General features: G+C 63.6%; 18 protein-coding genes. 11 read left to right on the plus strand and 7 right to left on the minus strand.

Annotated elements, in window-relative coordinates:
- Positions 1-4 precede the first annotated feature (4 nt).
- From IVB54_RS26490 to IVB54_RS26500, 3 genes are all read left to right on the plus strand, one after another.
- Positions 5-562: a hypothetical protein gene (locus tag IVB54_RS26490; protein ID WP_018456896.1), complete on the plus strand. Its 558-nt coding sequence runs from the start codon at positions 5-7 to the stop codon at positions 560-562.
- 51 nt (positions 563-613) lie between these two features.
- Positions 614-1,576 carry an amidohydrolase family protein gene (locus tag IVB54_RS26495; protein ID WP_018456897.1) on the plus strand — a complete coding sequence of 321 codons (963 nt, stop codon included), beginning with the start codon at positions 614-616 and terminating at the stop codon, positions 1,574-1,576.
- Between the two features lie 257 nt (positions 1,577-1,833).
- Positions 1,834-2,403, plus strand: a complete 570-nt coding sequence (locus IVB54_RS26500; protein ID WP_247776506.1) for a LysE family transporter — start codon at positions 1,834-1,836, stop codon at positions 2,401-2,403.
- Between the two features lie 9 nt (positions 2,404-2,412).
- Here IVB54_RS26500 and IVB54_RS26505 read toward each other — a convergent pair whose 3' ends face one another.
- From IVB54_RS26505 to IVB54_RS26515, 3 genes are all read right to left on the minus strand, one after another.
- Entirely contained in the window at positions 2,413-5,529 is a 3,117-nt protein-coding gene (locus IVB54_RS26505; protein WP_018456899.1) for a CusA/CzcA family heavy metal efflux RND transporter, read from the minus strand.
- Positions 5,530-5,567: 38 nt separating this feature from the next.
- Entirely contained in the window at positions 5,568-6,812 is a 1,245-nt protein-coding gene (locus IVB54_RS26510; protein WP_018456900.1) for an efflux RND transporter periplasmic adaptor subunit, read from the minus strand.
- A 145-nt stretch (positions 6,813-6,957) separates the two neighbouring features.
- Positions 6,958-8,370 (minus strand): CoA transferase, encoded by a 1,413-nt coding sequence (locus IVB54_RS26515; protein WP_018456901.1) that lies wholly within the window; start codon positions 8,368-8,370, stop codon positions 6,958-6,960.
- Positions 8,371-8,424: 54 nt separating this feature from the next.
- Between IVB54_RS26515 and IVB54_RS26520 the strand changes: the two genes are divergently transcribed.
- Complete coding sequence (locus IVB54_RS26520) at positions 8,425-8,712, plus strand: hypothetical protein (protein WP_007593600.1); 288 nt, start codon at positions 8,425-8,427, stop codon at positions 8,710-8,712.
- 176 nt (positions 8,713-8,888) lie between these two features.
- A complete protein-coding gene (locus tag IVB54_RS26525) occupies positions 8,889-9,659 on the plus strand; it encodes an SDR family oxidoreductase (protein WP_018456902.1) in 771 nt (256 codons plus the stop codon).
- Positions 9,660-9,774: 115 nt separating this feature from the next.
- Here the strand turns inward: IVB54_RS26525 and IVB54_RS26530 are convergent, their stop codons facing one another.
- From IVB54_RS26530 to IVB54_RS26540, 3 genes are read right to left on the minus strand one after another with little or no spacing between them, the layout of a single operon-like run.
- The gene (locus IVB54_RS26530) at positions 9,775-13,143 is read right to left on the minus strand and encodes an error-prone DNA polymerase (RefSeq protein ID WP_018456903.1); all 3,369 of its coding nucleotides are present in this window, start codon (positions 13,141-13,143) and stop codon (positions 9,775-9,777) included.
- Positions 13,140-14,732, minus strand: coding sequence for a DNA polymerase Y family protein (locus IVB54_RS26535; protein WP_018456904.1), 1,593 nt, complete (start codon positions 14,730-14,732; stop codon positions 13,140-13,142). Before IVB54_RS26535 ends, IVB54_RS26530 begins: the two co-directional genes overlap by 4 nt.
- Entirely contained in the window at positions 14,629-15,417 is a 789-nt protein-coding gene (locus IVB54_RS26540; protein ID WP_018456905.1) for a DNA replication/repair protein, read from the minus strand. Before IVB54_RS26540 ends, IVB54_RS26535 begins: the two co-directional genes overlap by 104 nt.
- 161 nt (positions 15,418-15,578) lie before the next feature.
- Here IVB54_RS26540 and IVB54_RS26545 point away from each other — a divergent pair, with 161 nt between their 5' ends.
- The 3 genes from IVB54_RS26545 (at position 15,579) to IVB54_RS26555 (ending at position 19,983) form a co-directional block, all read left to right on the plus strand.
- The gene (locus IVB54_RS26545) at positions 15,579-16,814 is read left to right on the plus strand and encodes a putative DNA modification/repair radical SAM protein (RefSeq protein ID WP_018456906.1); all 1,236 of its coding nucleotides are present in this window, start codon (positions 15,579-15,581) and stop codon (positions 16,812-16,814) included.
- Positions 16,814-18,256, plus strand: a complete 1,443-nt coding sequence (locus IVB54_RS26550; RefSeq protein WP_247776507.1) for a UdgX family uracil-DNA binding protein — start codon at positions 16,814-16,816, stop codon at positions 18,254-18,256. Before IVB54_RS26545 ends, IVB54_RS26550 begins: the two co-directional genes overlap by 1 nt.
- Positions 18,257-18,354: 98 nt before the next feature.
- Positions 18,355-19,983 carry an inorganic phosphate transporter gene (locus tag IVB54_RS26555; RefSeq protein ID WP_018456908.1) on the plus strand — a complete coding sequence of 543 codons (1,629 nt, stop codon included), beginning with the start codon at positions 18,355-18,357 and terminating at the stop codon, positions 19,981-19,983.
- A gap of 87 nt (positions 19,984-20,070) precedes the next feature.
- On the opposite strand, the gene IVB54_RS26560 is transcribed toward IVB54_RS26555, so the two are convergent.
- The gene (locus IVB54_RS26560; protein ID WP_018456909.1) at positions 20,071-21,243 is read right to left on the minus strand and encodes a M20 aminoacylase family protein; all 1,173 of its coding nucleotides are present in this window, start codon (positions 21,241-21,243) and stop codon (positions 20,071-20,073) included.
- A 200-nt stretch (positions 21,244-21,443) separates the two neighbouring features.
- On the opposite strand from IVB54_RS26560, the gene IVB54_RS26565 reads away from it, so the two are divergent.
- From IVB54_RS26565 to IVB54_RS26575, 3 genes are all read left to right on the plus strand, one after another.
- Positions 21,444-23,063 (plus strand): GMC family oxidoreductase N-terminal domain-containing protein, encoded by a 1,620-nt coding sequence (locus IVB54_RS26565; RefSeq protein WP_018456910.1) that lies wholly within the window; start codon positions 21,444-21,446, stop codon positions 23,061-23,063.
- A gap of 186 nt (positions 23,064-23,249) precedes the next feature.
- Complete coding sequence (locus IVB54_RS26570; RefSeq protein ID WP_018456911.1) at positions 23,250-24,194, plus strand: metallophosphoesterase; 945 nt, start codon at positions 23,250-23,252, stop codon at positions 24,192-24,194.
- 23 nt (positions 24,195-24,217) lie between these two features.
- Positions 24,218-24,553 carry a cupredoxin family copper-binding protein gene (locus tag IVB54_RS26575; RefSeq protein ID WP_018456912.1) on the plus strand — a complete coding sequence of 112 codons (336 nt, stop codon included), beginning with the start codon at positions 24,218-24,220 and terminating at the stop codon, positions 24,551-24,553.
- Positions 24,554-24,656 lie beyond the last annotated feature (103 nt).

The raw sequence follows: 24,656 nt of genomic DNA on the forward strand, positions 1-24,656 counted from the left end.
GCCGATGAAAAGCCGCCGCATCCATCTGATGGGAGCCTCCGGCTCCGGCGTGACGACGATCGGCCGCGCGCTCGCGAGCCGGCTTGCGCTGCCGCATCACGACAGCGATGATTATTTCTGGCTGCCGACGGCGCCGCCCTACCAGACCACGCGCCCCGCTGCCGAGCGTCTGCGCCTGATGCGCGAGATGTTTCTGCCGCGGCTCGATTGGGTGCTGAGCGGAACGGTCACCGGCTGGGGCGACGAGTTCATCCCATTCTTCGATCTCGTCGTCTTTGTGACGACGCCGCGCGAGCTTCGCTTGCAGCGCCTGCGTGACCGCGAGGCTACGCATTTCGGAGCGGATGCCGTCGCACAGGGCGGCTGGCGTCATGAGGAGGCGGAGTCGTTCGTCGACTGGGCCTCGCACTACGAAGCCGGCGATCGCGAGGGTCGCAGTCTCGCAAGAGATGAGGCGTGGCTCGCGAAGCTGCCCTGCCCGGTCGTGCGCGTCGACGGCTCACGCCTGCTTGCGGACCTCGTCGAGCAGCTATGCAGCGAAGCGCAGCGGCTGCCGGGCTGATGTGATACTGTCACGATGCCACTGCCAAATAATAATACAGGGAGAGAAACCATGCTCAGCCGACGCAGCGTCCTGCTTGCCTCCCTTGCCGCCGGAGTTGCCATGTCGAACAAAGCCCACGCACGTGCCGCGCAGCCCGCCACTCCGGTCAATTTCGACGTCCCGGCCCATGCCTGCGACTGTCACACCCACATCCATGGCGATGTCGAAAAATTTCCGTTCTTCGCGGGCCGCGTCTACACGCCGGAACCGGCTTCGCCGGAGGAGATGGCCGCGCTGCACAAGGCGCTGCATATCGAGCGCGTGGTGATCGTGACGCCGAGCGTCTACGGCACCGACAACTCGTCGACGCTGTTCGGCATGAAAGCGCGTGGCGCGGCCGCGCGCGGGGTGGCCGTGATCGACGACAAAACGACCGAGGCCCAGCTTGACACGATGCAGGCAGACGGCTTTCGCGGTGTCCGCCTCAATCTCGCGACCGGCGGCGTCAACGACCCCAATGTCGGCCGGCCGCGCTTCACCGCCGCAGTCGAGCGCATGAAGGCGCGCGGTTGGCACGTGCAGCTCTACACGACGCTTCCCATGATCTCGGCGATCAAGGACCTCGTCGAGACGGCGCCAGTACCCGTTGTATTCGACCATTTCGGCGGCCTTGAGGCCTCGCTTGGGCTGGAGCAGCCGGGATTTTCCGACCTGGTCGCGCTGGTGAAATCCGGCAAGGCCTATGTCAAGATTTCCGGCGCCTATCGCTCCTCGAAGCTCGCGCCCGATTATCAGGACATGGTGCCCTATGCCCGCGCACTGATCGCGGCGAATGCGGACCGCATCGTCTGGGGCACGGACTGGCCGCATCCGGATTCGAGCCGTGTCGAGGGACGCAAAGCCACCGACATCGCGCCGCTCTACCAGATCGACGACGGCCGCCTGCTCAACCAGCTTCCGGTGTGGGCGCCGGATGCAGATGTGCGCAAGAAGATCCTGGTCGACAACCCGGCGCAACTCTACGGGTTCTGAGTCGCGCCAAGCGCAATTCGGTTCAACGACCGCGACACGGTTCCACAATGAGGCGTGGAACTGTTGTCGCGAAGGCACAAACTCGTTGGACTCACACGAACGTGTTTGTGCTCTCGTCCGTTTCTCACCCTTCTGGTTGAGGCGGCGATTCTTTTTCGGGGCTACGCACACGCACAGATTTCATTTGTTCGTGCGGGTGCATGCCTTTATCGCATTATCTTGCCGCGCTTTTTTCCGGCATTGGAATTGGTTTCACCGTGGCCGCCCCCATCGGACCGATGGGCATGCTGTGCATACAGCGCACATTGGCATCCGGCATGGCCACGGGCCTCGCAACCGGCTTCGGCGCCGCGACCGTGCATCTCACCTACAGCGCTCTCGCGGTTTTAGGACTGGGCTCGCTGGCACAGCCCCGGGTCGAGGCCAATGCCGCCGGCTTCGGCACCGTCTCGGCGCTCACGCTGCTGTGGTTCGCGATCCGGACCCATCGCGGCTCGGTCGCGCTCCAGACGACCGACGTCGTCGACAACGTGCATCTGGCGCGGGCCCATCTCAGCGCCATCGCGCTTGGGTTCACCAATCCGCTGACCGTCATCCTGTTTCTGGCTGCGCTGCACGCCTTTTCAATGCAGACCGCGGCAGCCCCGCTGATCGCCGGTGTCTTCGTCGGTTCCGCGATCTGGTGGACCGTGCTCAGCACGATCGTGGCAATGGCGCGGTCACGGCTGACGCCGCGCATGCTGTCGATGAGCAGTCGGTTGGCCAGCTTGATGCTGCTGGGCCTCGGCACCATGATGCTGGTGCGGATCGCGCAGCGGATGCTGTGATTGGCGGCGTCAGCGTGCGCGGCGGGAGAAGAAGGAGATCAACACCGGCAGCGTCACCAGGATCACGATAGGGGCGAGCATCATGCCTGTCACCACGACGACCGCAAGCGGCTTCTGCACCTGCGAGCCGATGCCTTCCGACAGCGCGGCCGGCAACAGGCCGATGCCGGCGACGACGCAGGTCATCAGCACCGGCCGAAGCTGCAATTCGCCGGTGCGTATCACCGCGGTCATGCGGTCCATGCCCTCTTCGATGAGTTGGTTGAACTGCGACAGGATGATGATGCCGTCCATCACGGCGATGCCGAACAGCGCGATGAAGCCGATCGCCGCCGAGACACTGAAGGCGGTACCTGTGATCAAGAGACCGAGCACGCCGCCGAAGATGGCCATCGGAATCACGCTCATGGCGAGCAGCGTGTCGGTCATCGAGCCGAAATTGAACCAGAGCAGGACGCCGATCAGCGCCAGCGAGATCGGCACCACGATCGACAATCGCCGGATCGCGTCCTGGAGATTGCCGAATTCGCCGACCCAGTCCATGTGCGCGCCGGGCGGCAGTTGCACCTGAGCGGCGATCTTCTGCTGCGCCTCGCGGATGGCGCTGCCGAGGTCGCGTTCACGTACCGAGAACTTGATCGGCAGATAGCGCTCCTGCTGCTCGCGATAAATGTAGGCCGCACCCGAGACGAGGCTGATGGTGGCGACCTCGCTCAGGGGGATCTGCGTGACGGTGCCGTTCGGTCCGGGCGCACCGATCCGCAAATTCTGGATCGCCTCGGCGCTCCTGCGGAATTCCGGCGCAAGACGAACGATGATCGGGAAGTGGCGGTCGCTTCCTGCCTCGTAGATGTCACCGGCGGTGTCGCCGCCGATCGCGACCTTGATGGTGGCGTTGATGTCGCCCGGCGCGAGGCCATAGCGCGCGGCCTTGGCACGGTTGATATCGATCTGGATGGTCGGCTGCCCCAGTGAGGTGAACACGGCAAGGTCGGTGACGCCCTGCACGGTTGATAGCACCGACTTGATCTTGTTGGCGGTGTCGGTCAGCGCCTGGAGATCGCTGCCGAACAGCTTGATCGAGTTCTCGCCCTTCACGCCGGAAACGGCTTCGGAGACATTGTCCTGGAGATATTGCGAGAAGTTGAACTCGACGCCGGGGAAGCGATCGTCAAGCTGCTTGAGCAGTTGCGCGGTCAACTCTTCCTTGTCGCGGGTGCCGGGCCATTGGCTGGCGGGCTTGAGGGGCGCGAAGAACTCGGCGTTGAAGAAGCCGGCGGCGTCGGTGCCGTCATCGGGGCGGCCGTGCTGCGACACCACGGATTCCACTTCAGGCCGCGCGCGGATCACCTTGCGCATTTCGTTGACGTAGGAGTTGCCTTCCTGAAGCGAGATGGTCGGCGGCAGCGTGGCGCGGATCCAGAGATTGCCCTCCTCCAGCTTCGGCAGGAATTCGAGGCCAAGCAAGCGGCTGAGCGCAACCGTCATCAGTACGAGGCCGAACGCGCCACCGAGCATGATGCCGCGGTTGGCGACCGCCCAATGCAGCACCGGCATGTAGATCCGATGCAGGATCAGCATCACCCTGGTCTCGGTCTCATGAACATGCGCCGGCAGAATGATCGCCGACAGCGCAGGAGTGACGGTGAACGTCGCAAGCAGACCGCCGGCCAGCGCGTAGGCATAGGTCCGGGCCATCGGTCCGAAGATGTTGCCCTCGACGCCGGAGAGCGTGAACAGCGGCAGGAAGGCCGCGATGATGATGGCCGCGGCGAAGAAGATCGAACGAGAGACATCGGCCGCCGCGCTGAGAATGGCGTGGCTTTTCATGCCGAACAGCGTCTCGGACGACATCTGCTCGGATTCCGACATCGGCGTCGTCTGCGTCAGGCGCCGGAAGATCGCCTCCACCATGATGACGGTGGCATCGACGATCAGGCCGAAATCGATCGCGCCGACCGACAACAGGTTCGCCGATTCCCCCCGTAGCACCAGGATGATCACCGCGAAGAACAGCGCGAACGGAATGGTGGCGCCGACGATCAGCGCACTGCGGAGATCGCCGAGGAATATCCACTGCAGCAACACGATCAGCAGAATTCCGATCACCATGTTGTGGAGCACAGTGTGGGTCGTGAGGTCGATCAGGTCGCCGCGGTCATAGATGCGCTCGATGCGCACGCCGGGCGGCAGGATGCTGGAGTCGTTGATGGTTTGAACGAGTTGGTGGACGCGCTTGATGGTTGGCGAGCTCTGCTCGCCGCGGCGCATCAGGACGATGCCTTGCACGATGTCGTCGGACTCATCGAGGCCGGCGATGCCGAGACGGGGCTTCTGGCCGACGGTGACGGTGGCGACGTCCTTGACCAGCACCGGATTGCCGTTGGTCTGCGAGACCATGGTGTTGGCGAGGTCGTCGATCGAGCGGATCAGGCCGACGCCGCGCACCACGGCCGATTGCTGACCGATATTGACGGTGTTGCCGCCGACATTGACGTTGGAATTGCCGACCGCCTGGAGCAATTGCGGCAGCGTCAGGCCGTTGGCGACCAGCTTGTTGAAGTCGACCTGGAGCTCGTAGGTCTTGCTCTTGCCGCCCCATCCGGTGACGTCGATCACGCCGGGCACGGCACGGAAGCGCCGCTGGAGGATCCAGTCCTGGATGGTCTTGAGGTCGAGCACGCTGTAGTTCGGCGGGCCGACGAGACGGTAGCGGAAGATTTCGCCAATTGGACTGAGCGGCGAGATCTGCGGCTGCACATTGCCGGGCAGCGGCGCGAGCTGCGCCAGGCGGTTCAACACCTGCTGCAATGCCTCGTCATAGGTGTAAGCGAACGAGAACTGCAGTTTGACGTCGGAGAGGCCGTAGAGCGAGATGGTGCGAATGGTCGTCACGTTCTTCAGACCCGCGACCTGGGTCTCGATCGGAATCGTGATGTAGCGCTCGATCTCCTCCGCCGACAGGCCCGGGCTCTGCGTCACGATGTCGACCATCGGCGGGGTCGGATCCGGATAAGCCTCGATGTTGAGCTGGTTGAACGCAATCAGGCCGCCGATGAGCACGGCGACGAACATCCCGACCATCAGGAAGCGCCGGTTGACGGCAAGGGCGACGAGGCGATCCATTCAGGTCTTCAGCTTGTCTTTTTTTCCCGGCCCGTCGATCAGCTGCCGGACGCCGCGCGGTCGATGAACAGGCTGCCTTTGGTGACCACCTGCTCGCCGGGCTTCAGATTGCTGGTGACCTCGACGAGATTGCCATTGATGAGACCGATCTTGATCTCCCGCAGCTCGACCGACTTGTCCTCGCGTGCCACCCAGAGCCGGACCTTGTCGGCTTCGTAGATCAAGGCCTGCTTCGGTACCGCCGGCGCGGCGCGGTCGCCGGACGAATAGATCGTTACGTTGGCGAACATCTCCGGCTTCAGCAGACCGTCCTTGTTGTCGATGGTGGCGCGGACCAGCAGGCGACGGGTGTTCGGATCGATCGCGGCGGCGACGTAGTTGACCTTGGCGGTCAAGGGACGGCCCGGGAGCGCCATCACGTTGACGGTGATGTCCTGCCCGATGCACACGGCAGCCGCATCGCTCTCGCGCACGAAGGCGGTGAGCCAGACCGTGGAGAGGTCGCCGACGACGAAGACCGGATCGCTGGCGCCCGAATTGACGTACTGGCCGGGGCCAATTTTACGCTGCACGACCGTGCCTGCGATTGGCGAATAGATCGTGACTTCCGGATTGATGACGCCCTTGTCCTGGAACGCCTTGATGGTCTCGTCGGTGAAGCCGAGGATCCGCAGCTTGTTGCGCGCGGCTTCCAGCGCTGTCGCCGAGGAGCGCATGTCGTTCAGCGCTTGAACCTGGGTCGCTTCCGCCTGCTGATAGTCCTTCAGTGGGATGGCATGGCCCTCGTAGAGGTCCTTGGCGCGCTTGAACTGGATATCGGCAAGATCGATCGCCGACTTGGCCTTGTTCTGCGAGCTCATCGCCGCAATGAAATCGTTCTGGGCCTGCACGGTGTCGGCGGCCTCGATCGTGAACAGCGGTTGGCCTTGCTTCAGCACCTCGCCTGGCTTGGCGAGCAGCTTGGTCACCCGGCCTGCATAGGGTGAAAACACCGGCGTCGAACGGTCCTCGTCGACTGCGACCTTGCCCTCGGTGACATACTCGGCGCGGAAGGTCTTGGCCTTGACCGGCTCGATCGTCAGCGTCGCCCATTCGGACGGCGTCGGCGTGAAGTTCTGCGCATTTCTGCGCGATTGGCTGGAGATCTCGGAGTGGCTCTTCTCCTTGGCTCCCGCATAGAGGAAGCCGTAGGCCCCGGCACCGGCAAGAGCTAGTAAAACTACGGATGTAATTACCCGTTGTTTTGTAAGCACCTGCAAACGCTTGGTATTTTCAACTACCATGGGGCCCGGTCATGTCTGCGATGATACCAGCGGATGCCAGCGTCATCGGTCGCGCTAATAGTGCCGAATTGTGATTTCAAACAACCTAAAAAACGCCGGCCGCCTTTCGGTTTGCGTTAAAAATTTGCGACACGTCAGCTTCACGTCAGTTTGTCACCGGCCACTCTGCCGGATGACTGCCGAGCGGCATCGCCGGACGGCTCCATTGCGCAGGCGTCTTCGACAGCAGCGCCGAATGGCGCACCGCCTTCAACGTGCCAAAGCCAGATGGCATGCTCTCGATGAATGCAGCGTGTACGGCCTCGCCCGTAATATCCGGGGTATTCAGGCCCTTTTCGAGCCGTCCGAGATTCCACAGCCAGCGCCCGGTCTGCGCCAGCGACACGCGCACGTGCCAGCTGCCGCCTTCGCGGGCCTGGCGGGCCTTGGCCATCATCGCGCCGAACGCCATCAGATAGCCGGTGGCGTGGTCGAGCATCTGCGCCGGCAATTCCTTCGGTCCATCGATGCCGGCAGCCTGTCCTTCGGCATGGTTGAACCCGGTCGTGGTCTGCACCAGCGAATCGAAGCCGCGCCGTTCAGCCCAGGGACCGGCATGGCCATAGGCTGACAGCGTTAGGTAGACGATGCCGGGGTTGATTGTCGCTGCGTCCTCCGGCGTGAAGCCGAGAGCGGCAAGCGCGCGCGGGCGATAGCCTTGCGAGAAGATATCGGCGTCTCTCAAGAGCTCGCGCAACTGCGCACGCCCGGCCTCGCTTTTCAGCTCGATGAAGGTGGTGAGCTTGCCGCGCCCGGTGTCGATGGTCAGCCACGGAATGGCCGGCAGTTCGGGGCCTGACACGAGCAGCACATCCGCGCCATGCGCGGCGAGCGTGCGGCCGGCGACGGGCCCCGCGATGACGCGAGAGAGATCGAGCACGCGCAGGCCTGCGAGCGGGCGATCGCCTTTTGGCAATCGTTGCGGCCATGGCTTCGGCGGGGCCTCGCCGATCTTCTCGATCGAGACCAGCGGCAATTCGGCGAGCGCGCGGGCCTGCGGCAGCGCCGACCATTCGTCGTACGAACGCATCAGGGCAACGACGCCGCCCGCGGCGTAGGTCGCAGTCTCGAAATCCTCGCTCTTCCATTGCATCAATGCGGCCTGCACCTTCTCGCGCTCGGGTTCGCAGCCGAGCACCTTGCAGACGGCGTCGCGATGATGCGGGAAATTGGTGTGGCAGCGGACGAAGCGGTTGTCGCCGGTTCTGTAGACGCCGGCGATGGCGTCCCAAGCGGGCGGCGGCGGCTTGTCGTCGACGCGCAAGTAGCGCTCGGAGCGGCATTCGGCGACGGCATGGCGCAGGTCGACGCTGACGTCCTGCGCTTCGCCGCTGCGCAATCTCCAGATTTCGGCGGCGGCAAGGCCGGCGGCGGCGATCGTTGTCTGGCCGGCAATTGCGACGCGAAATGAGGACGGGATCTGCGGCTCCTCGCCCGTCAGCCGGACGCGCGCGAGCGCGGCGGCGTCACCGCCAGCGGAGGTCCAGATGTTGCTGAGAATCTCGGTGGGGCTTTGCATGACCCTTCTCTCCCTTTAGTTTGCGACCATCGCATTAGCACACAAGGACATGCAATGGCCGCCATCGATCCTCTCACCGCAGGCGCCGTGTTCATCGCAACGGCGGCCACCGACGCGGTCTATGTCATGTTCACCTCGGCCGTGATCGCGCGCAAGCGCGTGCCCGCGGCGAACTGGAGCGCGGTCTGGTACATGCTCTCCTCCTATGCGGTGATCAGCTACACCGAAAACGCTTTCTATGTGGCTTTCGCGGCGATCGGCTCCTGGGCCGGCGCCTACGTCTCACTGACATTCCTGCACCGCCCGCCCGGCGGCCCGCCGGTGGGGGCGGCACCGGAGTGAGGGCCGCTGTTTCCACACGGTCATTGCGAGCGAAGCGAAGCAATCCAGAGTCTTTCCGCGGTGGCAGTCTGGATTGCTTCGTCGCAAGAGCTCCTCGCAATGACGATGTGGAGGCTTTTGGGCATCTCTCGAAACAGCTACACTAGCTGCGACCAACAAAAAAGGAAAACCAACCAATGGATCTCGGTCTCAAAGGCAAGAACGCCATCGTACTTGGCGGGACGCGCGGCATCGGGCGGGCGATTGCGGCGACGCTGGCCGGCGAAGGCAGCAATGTCGCGGTGTGTGCACGCAACGCGGACCAGGTTGCCGCCACGGTTACGGAGTTGAAGGCCAGCGGGATCCGCGCGACCGGCGGTCCGGTGGATGTCACGGACGGCGCGGCACTGAAATCCTGGATCGAGAATGCTGCAAAGGAGCTTGGCGGCATCGACATGCTGTTCTCTAACGCGGGCGCAATGGCACAAGGCCATGATGCCGCGTCGTGGGAGCAGAATTTTCGACTCGACCTGCTCGGCGCCGTGCACGCGTTCGACGCCGCGCGGCCGTTCCTCGAGGCTAGTGGCGACAAGGGTGGCGACGCCGCCTTCGTGATCATCTCATCGATCTCCGCGGCGCAAGCGGACACGGCGAGTTCCTACGGCCCGATCAAGGCTGCGTTGATCCACATGGCCAAGGGGCTGGCACGGCAGTACGCGAAGAAGAAGATCCGCGTCAACGTGGTCTCGCCAGGCACGGTCTATTTCAAGGGCGGCGTCTGGAATACGATCGAGCATAACATGCCCGAGCGCTACAATGATGCGATGAAGCGTAACCCCACCGGCCGCATGGCGACGCCGCAGGAGATCGCGAGCGCAGCGGTGTTTCTGGCGAGCCCGGTGTCGGGGTTCACCACGGGCTCCAATCTGGTGGTGGACGGCGCGATCTCGAACCGGGTGAATTTTTAGAACAAACTCGTCATTGCGAGCGTAGCGAAGCAAATCCAGTATTTCTCCGCGGTGACAGTCTGGATTGCTTCGCTGCGCTCGCAATGACGGGGCGAGAGGGGCGCGGCCCCCACCCTCAATGAAAATCCCGCGACGGCGGCAGGATGCGGACATTGCGGGGATGACGGATTTTTTGCGCGGGCGCATCCGTGTGGGCGCGGGGGTCGTCGTTGAGCGGTTCGACCACGGTGGCGCCTGCCGGCACCGGATGCTTGCGGCCGAGGGCGTCGTTGGCAAGGCCGACCAGATCGTGCGAACGGTCGATCATCCGCTGGGCGATCAGATGCGTCACCTTTTCGGGACTGCTCTGGATGTAGCCCTCGACCAGGATGAGGCGTGCGCCCATCACCTCCTTCCGGTACTGCTCCATGATCTTCGGCCACACCACGACATTGGCGATGCCGGTTTCGTCCTCCAGTGTCATGAACACGACGCCGCTGGCGCTGCCCGGCCGCTGCCGTACCAGCACGACGCCGGCACAGCGGACACGGCGCCGCTCGTTGTCGTGATTGATGTCCTTGCAGGCGACGATGCGCTCGCGCGTAAACATCTCCCGCAAAAATTCAATCGGATGGCCTTTGAGCGAAAGGCGAATGGTCTGGTAGTCCGCGACCACCTGTTCGGCGCGCGGCATCACCGGCAACGGCCTGGCGTGCTCGTCCGGCTGCTCGCGTGCGGTGGCCACCTCGAACAGCGGCAGCGGCACATCGTCGGGCAGGCGCCGCACCTGCCACAGCGCCTCGCGGCGATCGAGCCCGAGCGAGCGAAACGCGTCGGCATCGGCAAGCAGGATCAGCGCGCGCTTGGGCAGTCCGGTGTCGCGGGCGAAATCTTCCAGCGAGGTGAAGGGCCGGCGGTTGCGCGCGGAGACGATGCGGTCGGCCCAGTCGGGCGCTCTCTCCACACGGTCATTCCGGGACGCGCCTCTTTTCAGCCTTTCCTCATCCTCATCGAGCCAATGAAAACCGTCGATCTGGCGGAAGCCCAGGCGCACGGCGCAATATTTGCTACTTCCTTCTTCCAGCGTGTTCTGCGCAAAACTGTAGGACACATCGATATCGCGCACCTCGACGCCATTCTTGCGAGCGTCGCTGACGATCTGCGCCGGGGCGTAAAAACCCATCGGCTGCGAGTTCAGGAGGCCGCAGCAGAATGCATCAGGGTGATAATGCTTCAGCCATGAGGAGATATAGACAAGCTGCGCGAAGCTTGCGGCATGGCTCTCCGGAAAACCGTAGCTGCCAAAACCCTTGATCTGTTCGAAACAGTTCCTGGCAAAATCAGGCGCATAACCGCGTGCGATCATGTTGCCGATCATCTTGTCTTCGAACTTGCCGATGGTGCCGACATTGCGGAACGTTGCCATCGCACGGCGCAGGCCGTTGGCCTCCTCGGCCGTGAACTTCGCGGCCTCGATCGCGATCCGCATCGCCTGCTCCTGGAACAAGGGCACGCCGAGGGTCTTGTGCAGCACCCTGTAAAGCTCGTCCTTGTCGCCATGCTCCGGTGACGGCGATGGATAGTTCACTTTTTCCAAGCCGTTCCGCCGCCGCAGATAAGGATGCACCATGTCGCCCTGGATCGGACCAGGCCGCACGATCGCGACCTCGATGACGAGATCGTAGAAGGTCCGTGGCTTCAGCCGGGGCAACATGTTCATCTGGGCGCGGCTCTCGACCTGGAACACGCCGAGCGACTCCCCGTCGCACAGCATGTCGTAGACTTTGGAATCATCCTGCGGGACGCTCGCCAGCATCCAGCGTTCGCCCTTGTGCTGCTCGATCAGATCAAAGCACTTGCGGATGCAGGTCAGCATGCCCAGCGCGAGCACGTCGACCTTCATCATGCTGAGTGCGTCGACATCGTCCTTGTCCCATTCGATGAAGGTGCGATCGTCCATCGCGGCATTGCCGATCGGCACATAGGTGTCGAGCCGGTCCTGCGTGAGCACATAGCCGCCGACATGCTGGGACAGATGACGGGGGAATTCGATCAGCTCGGTCGCGAGCTCGACTGCGAGGTTGATCATTGAATTTTGCGGATCGAGGCCGGCCTGCCTGACCTGCATGTCGTTGAGGCCCTTGCCCCAGCTTCCCCAGACGGTGTCGGCAAGGGCCGCGGTGACGTCCTCGGTCAGGCCCAGCGCCTTGCCGACGTCGCGGATGGCGCTGCGCGGGCGATAATGAATGATGGTGGCGATGATCGCAGCGCGATGGCGGCCGTAACGGCGATAGACATATTGCATCACCTCCTCGCGCCGCGAATGCTCGAAATCGACGTCGATGTCGGGCGGCTCCAGCCGCTCCTTGGAGATGAAGCGCTCGAACAGCAGATCGACCTTGGTCGGGTCGACCGAGGTGATGCCGAGCACGTAGCAGACCGCCGAATTCGCCGCCGATCCCCGCCCCTGGCACAAAATGTTCTGGCTGCGGGCGTAATGCACGATGTCGTGCACGGTGAGGAAGTAATGCGCGTATTTCAGATCGGCGATCAGCGCGAGTTCTTTCTTCAGGGTGGCGCGCAGCTTGTCGTCGATCTTGCCGCCGAAATATTTGTCGACACCGGCCCAGGTCAGATCCTCCAGATGCCCCTGCGCGGTCTTCCCCGGTGGCACCGGCTCATCCGGATACTGGTATTTGAGCTGGTCGAGCGAGAAGGTGATCTTGTCCGCAAAGCGCATGGTCTCCGCGATAGCTTCGGGGAAATCGCGGAACAGCCGCGCCATCTCCCTGGGCGTCTTCAGAAATCGCTCGGCATTGGCTTCCAGCTTCCGGCCGACCGCCTCGATCGTGGTCTTTTCCCGGATGCAGGTCAGAACGTCCTGGAGGGGACGGCGCGCGGGGTGGTGATAGAGCACCTCGTTGGTCGCAAGCAGCGGCACTTTTGCTTTTGCGGCGAGATCATCGAGCTGCGCGAGGCGACGGCGATCGTCGCCGCGATAGACCAGACTCGCCGCCAGCCACACGCCCTCGGCGCGACTTGCCTTCAGCTTGGCGAGGATGTCCTGCGCTTGCGCCGCATCGAAGCGATGCGGCAGCGTCAGGATCAGGAGCTGGCCTTCGGAAAACGCAAGGAGATCGGCGAAGGTGAGATGGCATTCGCCCTTCGCGATCCGCGTGATGTCGTCGCCGCGCTTGCCCCGGGTGAGAAGCTGGCACAGCCGGCCATAGGCGGCGCGGTCACACGGATAGACCAGGATATCCGGCGTGCCGTCGATGAAGACGATGCGGGTGCCGATCAGAAGCTTCGGCTTGTGCAGCACCTTGTCATTGTCGAGCTCCTTGTAGGCACGCACCACACCGGCGAGCGTGTTGTGATCGGCAATGCCGATCGCGGGAATGCCCAGGATGCTGGCCTGGTGTACATAGTCGCGCGGATCCGAGCCGCCGCGCAGGAAGGAGAAATTCGTGGTGATGCCGATCTCGGCATAAGCGGGCGTGTTCATGCGAAGAGACCGTGCACATACCAACCGGGAGGAGCGGGCTTGCCGTCGTCGTCGAAGCACTCCCCCTCGTAAAGACCGTCGCGAAAGATCCAGAAGCGTAGGCCTTCGGCATCCTCGATACGAAAATAATCCCGTGTCAGTTGCTTGCCGTCCTGCCGCCACCATTCCATGGCGATGCGCTCGGGGCCCTCCACCCGCACCACCGCATGCTGCGCGCGGCGCCAGGTGAATTGATGCGGCGGCCCGTCGGGCACGGTCGCGAACGGCACATTGATCGGCTCAGGCTTGTCGAACAACCGCAACGGACGCAGCGGCGGCTCACCCTCGGTGCGCGCGGGCCATTCGGCCTGCATGGCCACGGCGAGATGATGCTGGGCAGGCGCCGCCAGCACCGCACATTCAGGGATATGGGTATCCTCAGGCAGGTGCACGACGACGCGCTTTCCGCCGATGCGCGCGGCGATGCGGTCGATCAGCGCGGCAAGCTCGTCATTGTCGTGGACATGGGCGTCGAGATCGCGCTGCTCCTGCACCACGATCTCGGTGCGGCTTGCCGACAGCCGCACCATGTCGAAGCCGAAGCCGGGATCGAGGGGATCGGCGAGTGCATCGAGACGCTCGCGGAACAGCCGGTCGACGACCGCGCTCCGCGTCACGGGACGTCCGGTTTCGACCATGATGGCGCGCACCGCGCCGTCGGTACGGAAGAATGTGGCTTCTAACCGTCGCGCGCCCTTGCCCTGCTTCTCCATCGACGCGATCAGCGTGTCGGCGAGGCGCGACAGCGTCATCGCGATCATGGTGTCGGTCGCGATCGGCTCGGCAAAGCGTTTCTCTACGATGTAATCGGGCAGCGGCTTTCGTGGATTGATCGGCGCATCGCCCTGTCCCAGCGCGTGCGCAAGCAGCGTGGAGAACCGCGCACCGAACCGCGCCGTGATTTCGCTCGGCGTGCGCGAGGCGACATCGCCGATGGTTTTCAGGCCGGCGCGGCGCAGGCCGGTGCTGATGGCCTCACCCGCACCAAGCGCGGACACTGGAAACCGGCTGATTGCCGCCGCCTCCCCGCCATTGGCAACGATGCTACCGGATGCCTGCCGCGTCAGCGTGCGCGCGCAGACCGAGGTGCCGGCGATCGCCGCGCTGACGGCAAAGCCCTGGCGATCGAGGGCACGGACAAGGGTTTGCAACAGCGTAGCCTCGCCGCCGAACAGATGCGCGCAGCCGGTGATGTCGAGGAACAGCCCGTGCGGCGGATCGAGCGCCACCAGCGGCGTGAAGCGGTCGCACCAGTCGGCGATGTCGCCGATCGTCTTGGCATCGGCCACGGCATCGGCATCGAACACCTTTAGATCCGGACACATCGCCCGGGCATTGGCCAAGGGCTGGCCGATATGCAGCCCGAGGCGCTCGGCGGCCTCGTCCAGCGCATGGATCACCAGCGCGTTGCTGTCCTTGGCGACGACGATGCTGGGCTCATTGTTTTTATGCAGTCCGACGTTGCCGAAGAACCGCTGGATCCGGTCGATAGGCAGGCGCGGCAGCCACAGGCTGAGGATACGTCGACGATTCAGAGAACTGGCACTCATCACATTTCCATTCCATGATCCACCGGCCGCACGGGCCATGACGATTGCGCAAGAGCTCGGCATCGAAGCGCGGCGCGCCCCAGGCGCTCCACATCGCGCCCGGCGGCGAATGCGCCGCGCGCAGCATCCATCTGGTCTCCGCGGTCGATGGCAAAGGTTGTGCGGCCATCCGCAGCAGCAAGCCGGTGACACCGGAAGACTGCGCAGCCAGCGTCAGCTTGCGGCTCGCCACAAGATCGAACTGCCTGGTCTCACCCCAGAGCTCGAGCACGACGGCGCCCAGCGCGTCGCAGGCGAGCGCATCGGCCGACGTGCGCAACGCACTCTCCACGTCGGCGGCGCGCACCATCACCATACGGCGCGGATCGAGACCGATCTCGGTGAGCCCGCTCATCGACAGCGCACCGGTTTCAATTTCTGAAAAATCCTGCCGCACCCACAGCAGCGGTTTGCGTGCCGTCATGCGCCCCGCAAGTCCGGTGACAAAGCCGGTCGCGGCCGCGCCCTGACGTCCTTCGCAAAATACCTCGTGGATTGCCGCGCGTGCGAGCCCGCCCTTTAGCGCGCTGTCGGCCTCGCGATGGCCGAGCGCGACACGGTCGCGATGATGCACGACCTCCGCCGTCTCGATGCGCTCGATCTGGCCGCGCAAGGCTGCAAGCGCGCTTGTTCGTGCGCCGCTCATATACGCCGCTCCTCAGGAGTGATTGCCGGTGGCTCTCAAAAAGAGAACCAGCGGCTAGCTCATTTGTTCATGATATGTTCTAATATAAAGCTAACGACGCCCCAGGAGTCAATCGAATTGACGGGCCTTGGGATTCATGAGCTGAATCAAAGGGATCCAATATGGACGTGCAACGCAAGCTGGAAATCCTGGCCGACGCCGCCAAGTACGACGCGTCTTGCGCCTCCAGCGGCACCGAGAGGCGGGATTCCAGCGACGGCAAGGGCATGGGATCGACCGCGCCCGGCATGGGCATTTGCCATTCCTACGCGCCGGACGGTCGCTGTATCTCGCTGCTCAAGGTGCTGCTGACCAACGCCTGCAATTACGACTGCCTCTATTGCGTCAACCGGGCCTCTTCCAACGTGCCACGCGCCCGCTTCACCATCGACGAAGTCGTCAAGCTGACGCTCGACTTCTACCGGCGCAATTACATCGAAGGACTGTTCCTCTCCTCCGGCATCATCCGCAACCCCGACTACACCATGGAGCAGGTGGTAAGCGTCGCGCGCAAACTGCGCGAGGAGCATCACTTCCGTGGCTACATCCATCTCAAAACAATCCCCGAGGCCGACGATACATTGATCTCCGAGGCCGGCAAATATGCCGACCGTCTCTCTATCAACATCGAGATGCCGCAGGAGACGAGCCTGCAGCAATTCGCGCCCGAGAAGGACGTGCGCGCGATCCGCCGCACAATGGGCCGACTGCGGCTGAAGCTGGACGAGGCCGAGGAAAGCCGTAGCGCGAAGACGAAAGCCAAGCCGCAGCGCTTCGCACCGGCCGGCCAAAGCACGCAGATGATCGTCGGCGCCGACGCGGCCTCCGACCACACTATCCTCCACACCAGCGCCAATCTCTACAGTTCATACAGGCTGAGGCGCGTCTATTATTCCGCGTTCAGCCCGATCCCCGATGCCAGCCGCGCGCTGCCTCTGCGCGCGCCGCCCTTGCTGCGCGAGCACCGACTCTACCAGGCCGACTGGCTGATGCGGTTCTACGGCTTCGACGTCGGCGAGATCGTCGACGACAGTGCGATGCTGCCGCTCGACATCGATCCAAAACTCGCCTGGGCGCTGCGCCACCGCGACCGCTTCCCGCTCGACGTCAACCGGGCCAGCCGCGAGGAATTGTTGCGCGTGCCGGGCTTCGGCACCAAGGCGGTCGAGCGCATCATCGCGGCGCGCCGCACGACCACCATCCGCGTCGCCGATCTCGCGCGGCTGCATGTGCCCCGGAACAAAGCGCTGCCGTTCATCGTGCTGAGCGATCACCGGCCCGCGCCGCACCGCCTCGACGAGGCACGGCTGATCGAACGGTTCAAGCCGAAGGCCACACAACTGGGATTTGGCTTCTGATGCAGTACATCACCCTCGAGAACGAAACCGATTTCGACGGCTGGCGCAAAGCCGCGCGTAGCCTCGTGCTTCACCAAATGAAACCGGTCGATGTCACCTGGACCGTGCAGGGCGGCGAAGCGGAGCTGTTCGCGCCACCCTCGCCGTCTCCGCTGCCGGCCGGTGGCGATAGCACCTTCAACGTGCCAGCAAAATTCGTCGAGCTCGCCAAGGCCGCGATCCTGCATCGCGATCCCGAGCGTTTCGCGATCCTCTATCGCCTGCTGTTTCGGCTGAACGACAATCACGACCTCATCGAGGTCGCGACCGATCTCGATGTCGCGCAAGTCACGGCCATGGCAAAGGCGGTCTACCGCGACGAGCACAAGATGCATGCCTTCGTGCGCTTCCGCGAGATCGGCAGGGAACGCGAAGCACACTACGTCGCCTGGTTCGAGCCGGAGCATCATCTCGTCGAGCTCGCCGCGCCGTTCTTCGCCAAGCGCTTCGCCGATATGCCCTGGTCGATCCTGACGCCGGATTTGTGCGCGCATTGGGATGGCCACGCGCTCTCGTTCACGTCAGGCGTCGGCAAGAGCGAGGCGCCGAACGAAGACCGGCTGGAGGAAACCTGGCGGCGCTACTATGCCAGCATCTTCAATCCGGCCCGCCTGAAGGTGAAGGCAATGCAGACCGAGATGCCGAAGAAATATTGGAGGAACCTGCCCGAGGCTTCGATCATTAAGCCCCTGATTGAGGACGCCGAGCGCATGACCGGCGCCATGATCGCCAATGCCCCAACCGATCCGCACAAGCCTCAAAAGCGGCCGGAGGCTCCGATGAAACGCAAGACCGCTGCCGACGATCTCGAAGCGCTCCGCGAGGAGGCCGCCCACTGCCGCGCCTGCCATCTCTACAAGGACGCCACCCAGACCGTGTTCGGCGAGGGTCCGAAGTCCGCCAATATCATGCTGGTCGGCGAACAACCTGGCGACAAGGAAGACCTCGCCGGCCATCCCTTCGTCGGTCCAGCCGGCCAGATGCTCGACAAGGCGCTGCAGGAGGCCGGCGTCGACCGCAAGAAGGTCTATGTCACCAACGCGGTGAAACACTTCAAATTCGTGCCGCGCGGCAAGATTCGCCTGCATCAGAAGCCGAATACGCCGGAGATAAAGGCCTGCCGGCAGTGGTATGAGCGGGAGGTCTCCGTCATCCAGCCCGATCTCATCGTCGCGATGGGCGCGACCGCCGCGCAGAGCGTGTTCGGCAAGATCACCCCGATCGGAAAGAACCGCGGCCGGCTCATCGACCTGCCCGACGGTCACAAGGCGCTGGTGACGGTGCACCCGTCCTATCTGCTGCGGCTGCCCGATCCGGAAGCCAAGGTGCTGGAATATCGGCGCTTTGTCGAAGATTTGAAGATCGTCGCCGGGTTGCAGAAGAAAGCCGCGCGCGCCGCCTGAATACGGGCGGGAAAACCCCTTTCATGCCTCGCCTGTCATCCAGCCTTCAAATCCATCGCGGACAATAGCCCCTACAGAAAGTTAAGGGGCCTCCAGACATGACCGATGTTGCATTCGACCGCGCGGTAGCCGATCCCGCGCCGATCCAGCCGGCCTCGCGGCCAAATCTCGACAAGGGCTTCAATCCGCTGACGATGATCCTGTTCTTCGGCATCCTCGCCGCGGGCCTGCTCTATGTGGCCTACAGCATCTATTCGGATGTCGATGCGACCGGCACGCGGGTCACGAGCTATCTGCCCTACATCCTCTTGTTTGTCGCGCTGCTGATCGCGCTCGGCTTCGAATTCGTCAACGGCTTCCACGACACCGCCAACGCGGTAGCGACCGTGATCTACACCCATTCGCTGCCGGCCGAAGTCGCGGTGATGTGGTCGGGTTTCTTCAACTTTCTCGGCGTGCTGCTCTCGTCCGGCGCGGTCGCCTTCGGCATCGTCTCGCTGCTACCGGTCGAGCTGATCCTGCAGGTCGGCTCCAGCGCCGGTTTCGCGATGGTGTTCGCGCTGCTGATCGCCGCGATCCTTTGGAACCTCGGCACCTGGTATTTCGGCCTGCCGGCCTCCTCCTCGCACACGCTGATCGGCTCGATCATCGGAGTCGGCGTTGCGAACGCGCTGATGCGCGGCCGCGACGGCACCTCGGGCGTGGACTGGGGCAAGGCTACGGAGATCGGCTATGCGCTTCTGTTGTCGCCACTGGTCGGCTTCATCTGCGCCGCCGGCCTGCTTCTGCTGCTCAAGCTGATCATCAAGAACCCGGCGCTCTATGCCGCCCCTGAGGGTCACAAAGCCCCACCGATCTGGATTCGCGGCCTGCTGATCCTGACCTGCACCGGCGTCAGCTTCGCCCATGGTTCGAACGACGGCCAGAAGGGCATGGGCCTGATCATGTTGATCCTGATCGGCACCGTGCCCACAGCCTATGCGCTCAACCGCGCATTGCCGGAGTCGCAGGTCGCCCAGTTCGCGAAGGTCTCAGATGCCGCCTCCAAGGTGGTTGCGGCCAAGGGCGCCGGCCATGCGATCATCGGCGATCCCCGTCCTGCGGTGACGCAGTACGTCACCTCGCATCACATCAGCGAAGGCACCTACCCTTCGCTGTCAGTGCTGGTGAAGGATGTCGGCGAGCAGGTCGCGAAATACGGTTCGCTGAACAAGGTGCCGGCGGAAGTCGTCGGCAACACCCGCAACGACATGTACCTGACTTCGGAAGCGATCCGATTCCTGATGAAGGACAAGGAAAACGACCTCAGCAAGGAAGAGGTCGCGACCTTGAACGCCTACAAAGGCGGGCTAGACAGCGCGACCAAGTTCATCCCGACCTGGGTGAAGGTCGCGGTCGCGATCGCGCTCGGTCTCGGCACCATGATCGGCTGGAAGCGCATCGTCGTCACCGTCGGCGAGAAGATCGGCAAGACCCATCTCACCTACGCGCAGGGTGCCTCCGCCGAGCTCGTCGCCGCCGCCACGATCGGCGCCGCCGACGCGTTCGGCCTGCCGGTCTCGACCACCCACGTGCTGTCGTCCGGCGTCGCCGGCACCATGGCCGCGAACGGTTCGGGTCTCCAGGTCGCCACCATCAGGAACATGGTGATGGCCTGGGTGCTGACCTTGCCCGTCGCTATCCTGTTGTCGGGCACGCTGTACGTGATCTTCTCGCGGATCTTCTGAAGCCGATCAGTCACTCGAAGACAAAGGGCCCGTGCGATGCGCGGGCCCTTTTTCGTTTGTGCTTTCGGCTTGATCTTGCGCTTGGCCTTACGATGCCGCGAGCGATTCCTCGACCAGCTTAACCCAATACGATGTGCCGTAAACGATGGCGTCGTCGTCGAAATTGTAGGCGGGGTGATGCAGGCCGGCGCTGTCGCCGTTGCCGCAGAAGATGAAGGCGCCGGGGCGCGCTTCCAGCATATAGGCGAAATCCTCGCCGCCCATCAGCGGCGACATCTCGAGCACATTGGCCTCGCCCGCAACTTGCCCCGCGATGCGACGTGCGATCTCGGTCTCCGCGGCGTGATTGTTCACCACGGGATAATTCCGCTTGTAGTGCAGATCGATCTTGGCGCCTGTGATCTGCGCCACGCCCGCCACAACCTCGTGGACGCGCTTCTCCACCAGCTTGCGCACCTCCGGCGACAGCGTGCGGATGGTGCCCCTCAGTGTCGCGGTTTGTGGAATCACGTTACGGGCATTGCCTGCGTGGAACTCGCAGATCGAAATCACGGCCGATTCCAGCGGATCGACGCTGCGCGCAACGATCGACTGCAGCGCCGTGATCACCTGTGCACCGACCAGAACGGAATCCACACATTTGTGCGGCCGCGCGGCATGGCCGCCGAGGCCCTCGATCATGATATCGACCTCATCGGTCGCCGCCATGATCGGACCCGGCCGGATCGCGAACGAGCCCACCGGAATGCCCGGACCGTTGTGCATGCCGTAGACCTGCTCGATGCCGAAGCGCTCCATCATGCCGTCCTTGACCATGGCCAAGCCACCCGCGCCGCCCTCCTCGGCCGGCTGGAAGATCACCACCGCATCGCCGGCGAAGTTGCGGGTCTCGGCGAGATAACGCGCAGCACCGAGCAGCATCGCGGTGTGGCCGTCATGGCCGCAGGCGTGCATCTTGCCGGGAGTCTTCGAAGCGTAAGGCAGGTTGGTCTGTTCCTCGACCGGCAGGGCATCCATGTCGGCACGCAGGCCGATGGCCTTGAGGCCCTCGCCGGCCGGCTTGCTGCCCTTGATCACGCCGACCACGCCGGTCTGGCCGATGCCCGTCACGACCTCATCGCAGCCGAATTCGCGCAGGCGGTCCGCGACGAATGCTGCGGTGCGGTGGACGTCGTAGAGCAGCTCCGGATGCTGGTGGATGTCCCGGCGCCAGGCCTGAATATCGGGTTGAAGGTCGGCGACGCGGTTCACGATGGGCATGGAGGGTCTCAAGCTTTGTTGAAAATGCAGGCCTGTCTACCATGCAAGCACCAGTCCACCCAACTGGCGGGGATCTGGGGTAGCTCTGTCCTCCCGTCATGGCCGGACTTGTCCCGGCCATCCACGTCTGACTATTAGAACGGAAAGTGCGTGGATGCCTGGGACAAGCCTGGGCATAATGCCTATTGGGTGGAAGCAGAATGCCAAGGCGGCTCGAAGGTGAGTTTGACTATATTGTCGTTGGGGCCGGCACGGCGGGCTGCATCGTCGCCAACCGGCTGTCGGCCAATTCCAGCAATCGCGTCCTCCTCCTCGAAGCCGGCGGCGACGACAACTGGATCTGGTTCCACATTCCCGTCGGCTATCTCTTCGCCATCGGCAATCCGCGCTCGGACTGGATGTTCAGGACCGAGGCCGAGCCCGGCCTGAACGGCCGCTCGCTCGCCTATCCCCGTGGCAAGGTGATCGGCGGCTCCTCGGCGATCAACGCCATGATCTCGATGCGTGGACAGGCCGCCGATTACGATCACTGGCGCCAGCTCGGCATGACCGGCTGGGGTTATGACGACGTGCTGCCGCTGTTCAAACGGCTCGAGGATCACTTCCTCGGCGCAAGCGAGCATCACGGCGCCGGCGGCGGCTGGCGCATCGAGGCGCCGCGGCTGTCCTGGGACATACTCGATGCCGTGGGCGATGCGGCCGAGGAGATGGGCATCAAGCGCATCCCGGATTTCAATACCGGCGACAACGAAGGCACCAGCTATTTCCACGTCAATCAGAAGCGCGGCCGGCGCTGGTCGTCGGCGCGCGGCTTTCTCAAGCCGGTATTGAACCGCCCGAACCTGCGGCTCGAAAAGCATGTGCTGGTCGATCGTCTGATCATCGAACAGGGCCGCGCCGTCGGCGTGCGCTTCATCCAGAATGGCGAGATCATCGAGGCGCGTGCGAAACGCGAGGTGGTCCTCTCGGCAGGCGCGATTGGCTCGGTACAGGTGCTGCATCGCTCCGGCATCGGACCTGCCGACTGGCTGTCGCCGCTCGGCATCGACATCGTGATGGACAAGCCCGGCGTCGGCCGCAATCTGCAGGATCATCTGCAGCAGCGCGCGATCTACAAGGTCGAAGGCGTGCGCACACTGAACGAGACCTATTACAACCTGGTTCGACGCGGCCTGATGGGCCTCGACTACGCCTTCCGCCGCCGCGGGCCGTTGACCATGGCGCCGTCGCAGCTCGGCATCTTCACCCGCTCCGATGCGACGCGCGCACGCGCCAACATCCAGTTCCACGTGCAACCGCTGTCGCTCGACAAGTTCGGCGATCCCCTGCACCGCTTTCCCGCGATCACGGTGAGCGCCTGCAATCTCCAGCCGACATCGCGTGGCACCGTACGTCTGCGTTCGGCGGCGCCGGACGAGAAGCCCATCATCGCGCCGAATTATCTTTCAACGGACGACGACCGTCAGGTCGGCGCCGATGCCATCCGCACCACCCGCCGCCTGATGCAGCAGAAGGCCTTGGCAAAATACCGCCCAAGCGAATATCTGCCCGGCCCCGCCGTCGGCGACGACGATGCCTCTCTTGCCAAGGCCGCCGGCGACATCGGCACCACCATCTTCCATCCCGTCGGTACCGCGAAGATGGGCGCAGCAAATGATCCGATGGCGGTGGTCGACGAACGCCTGCGCTTCTACGGTCTCGGCAGCCTTCGCATTGTCGATGCCTCGATCATGCCGACCATCACGTCTGGCAACACCAACACGCCGACCGCGATGATCGCCGAAAAGGGCGCAACAATGATTTTGGAGGATTCGAAGTGAATGCGTAGCCTGATGGGGCGTAGCGAAATCCGGGAGAGGACGCTCGATTGGTCCCGTATTCCGCTACGCTCCATACGGGCTACGCGTCCAACCACCTCACGAAAACGTCATCGCGTCCGGGAATAACACCCCCGCTCCCCCAATCACCTCCCCGAAGCCCAATTCCGGGCGAAGTGGAGCTGCGCGATGAGCGGACACGATCACGGCGAGGACGGCTTAAGCCGCCGCAAGGTGTTGGAATGCATGACCTGGGCCGGCACCGGGGTGCTCTGGACCATCACCGGTGGCGTCCCGCGCTCGCTCGGCATCATCGATTCCGCGCAAGCCGCGACCGCGGCCGCGCCCGGAATGACCTTCCTCCAGATCAGCGACAGCCATGTCGGCTTCGACAAGCCGGCCAATCCCAACGCGCTCGGCACGCTCGAGGAAGCCATCAACAAGATCAACGCGATGCCGGTCAAGCCGTCCTTCATGATCCACACTGGCGACATCACGCATCTCTCCAAGGCCGCCGAGTTCGACAATGCCGATCGCATCATCTCGCAGAGCAAGCTCGACGTGCATTACGTGCCCGGCGAGCATGACTTCCTCGACGAGGACGTGAAGTTCTATCGCGAGCGCTACGGCCGCGGTACCAAGGGCGCAGGCTGGTATTCGTTCGACGCCGGCGGCGTGCACTTCATCGGCCTCGTCAATGTCGTCGACCTCAAGGCCGGAGGCCTCGGCAATCTCGGCGCCGAGCAGCTCGCCTGGCTCGAGGACGATCTGCGCGGCAAGTCGAAATCGACGCCGATCGTGCTGTTCGCCCACATCCCGCTCTGGACCGTCTACCCCGAATGGGGCTGGGGCACCGAGGACGGCGCCCGCGCGCTGGAACAGGTGAAAGGCTTCGGTTCGGTCACCGTGCTCAATGGCCACATTCACCAGGTGATGCAGAAGGTCGAAGGCAACGTCACCTTCCACACCGCACGCTCCACCGCCTTTCCGCAGCCGGCGCCGGGAGCTGCCCCCTCGCCCGGACCGATGAAGGTCGAGGACGCAAAGCTCCGCGCGATGCTCGGCGTTGCCAGCATTAACTTCAAGCAGAACGAGCAGCGGCTCGCGATCATCGACACGCCGCTCCAGAGTTGATGCAGGACTAACGGAAGCTGACAATGAAGACTCTCAATCGCCGCGACCTCGGTGTCGCCTTCGGTCTTGCTTTGGCCGCGGCCATGCTGTTACCCGCCACAACCGCCCATGCCGACGACATGGAGGTGCATATCGACAATTTCGTCTTCCAGCCGGCCGAGCTCAAGATCAAGGTCGGCACCACCGTGACCTGGACCAACCGGGACGACATCCCCCACACCGTGGTGTCGGCCGGGAAGTTCAGGTCCAAGACCCTGGACACTGACGACAAGTTCTCGTTCACCTTCACCAATGCGGGCGACTACAAATATTTTTGTTCTCTGCACCCGCACATGACGGGGATGATCAAGGTTGAGTAACACCTCGAACCAAGGCATCAACGTCTTGCCCGGCCGGTGGTCCCACACCGGCCGGGCCCGTGTGCCTTCGGTCACACTCAGGGACGAAACGAATAGGGACGAG

The organism is Bradyrhizobium sp. CW1 (assembly GCF_023100665.1).
GTDB lineage: Bacteria > Pseudomonadota > Alphaproteobacteria > Rhizobiales > Xanthobacteraceae > Bradyrhizobium > Bradyrhizobium canariense_D.

Excerpts from the sequence above, each read along its gene's own strand:
- IVB54_RS26505 (WP_018456899.1), bottom strand. The coding sequence starts at position 5,529 with ATGGATCGCCTCGTCGCCCTTGCCGTCAACCGGCGCTTCCTGATGGTC.
- IVB54_RS26550 (WP_247776507.1), top strand. The coding sequence starts at position 16,814 with ATGCAGTACATCACCCTCGAGAACGAAACCGATTTCGACGGCTGGCGC.
- IVB54_RS26545 (WP_018456906.1), top strand. The coding sequence starts at position 15,579 with ATGGACGTGCAACGCAAGCTGGAAATCCTGGCCGACGCCGCCAAGTAC.
- IVB54_RS26560 (WP_018456909.1), bottom strand. The coding sequence starts at position 21,243 with ATGCCCATCGTGAACCGCGTCGCCGACCTTCAACCCGATATTCAGGCC.
- IVB54_RS26570 (WP_018456911.1), top strand. The coding sequence starts at position 23,250 with ATGAGCGGACACGATCACGGCGAGGACGGCTTAAGCCGCCGCAAGGTG.
- IVB54_RS26565 (WP_018456910.1), top strand. The coding sequence starts at position 21,444 with ATGCCAAGGCGGCTCGAAGGTGAGTTTGACTATATTGTCGTTGGGGCC.
- IVB54_RS26495 (WP_018456897.1), top strand. The coding sequence starts at position 614 with ATGCTCAGCCGACGCAGCGTCCTGCTTGCCTCCCTTGCCGCCGGAGTT.
- IVB54_RS26575 (WP_018456912.1), top strand. The coding sequence starts at position 24,218 with ATGAAGACTCTCAATCGCCGCGACCTCGGTGTCGCCTTCGGTCTTGCT.
- IVB54_RS26510 (WP_018456900.1), bottom strand. The coding sequence starts at position 6,812 with ATGGTAGTTGAAAATACCAAGCGTTTGCAGGTGCTTACAAAACAACGG.
- IVB54_RS26525 (WP_018456902.1), top strand. The coding sequence starts at position 8,889 with ATGGATCTCGGTCTCAAAGGCAAGAACGCCATCGTACTTGGCGGGACG.
- IVB54_RS26535 (WP_018456904.1), bottom strand. The coding sequence starts at position 14,732 with ATGAGTGCCAGTTCTCTGAATCGTCGACGTATCCTCAGCCTGTGGCTG.
- IVB54_RS26520 (WP_007593600.1), top strand. The coding sequence starts at position 8,425 with ATGGCCGCCATCGATCCTCTCACCGCAGGCGCCGTGTTCATCGCAACG.
- IVB54_RS26555 (WP_018456908.1), top strand. The coding sequence starts at position 18,355 with ATGACCGATGTTGCATTCGACCGCGCGGTAGCCGATCCCGCGCCGATC.
- IVB54_RS26515 (WP_018456901.1), bottom strand. The coding sequence starts at position 8,370 with ATGCAAAGCCCCACCGAGATTCTCAGCAACATCTGGACCTCCGCTGGC.
- IVB54_RS26530 (WP_018456903.1), bottom strand. The coding sequence starts at position 13,143 with ATGAACACGCCCGCTTATGCCGAGATCGGCATCACCACGAATTTCTCC.
- IVB54_RS26490 (WP_018456896.1), top strand. The coding sequence starts at position 5 with ATGAAAAGCCGCCGCATCCATCTGATGGGAGCCTCCGGCTCCGGCGTG.
- IVB54_RS26540 (WP_018456905.1), bottom strand. The coding sequence starts at position 15,417 with ATGAGCGGCGCACGAACAAGCGCGCTTGCAGCCTTGCGCGGCCAGATC.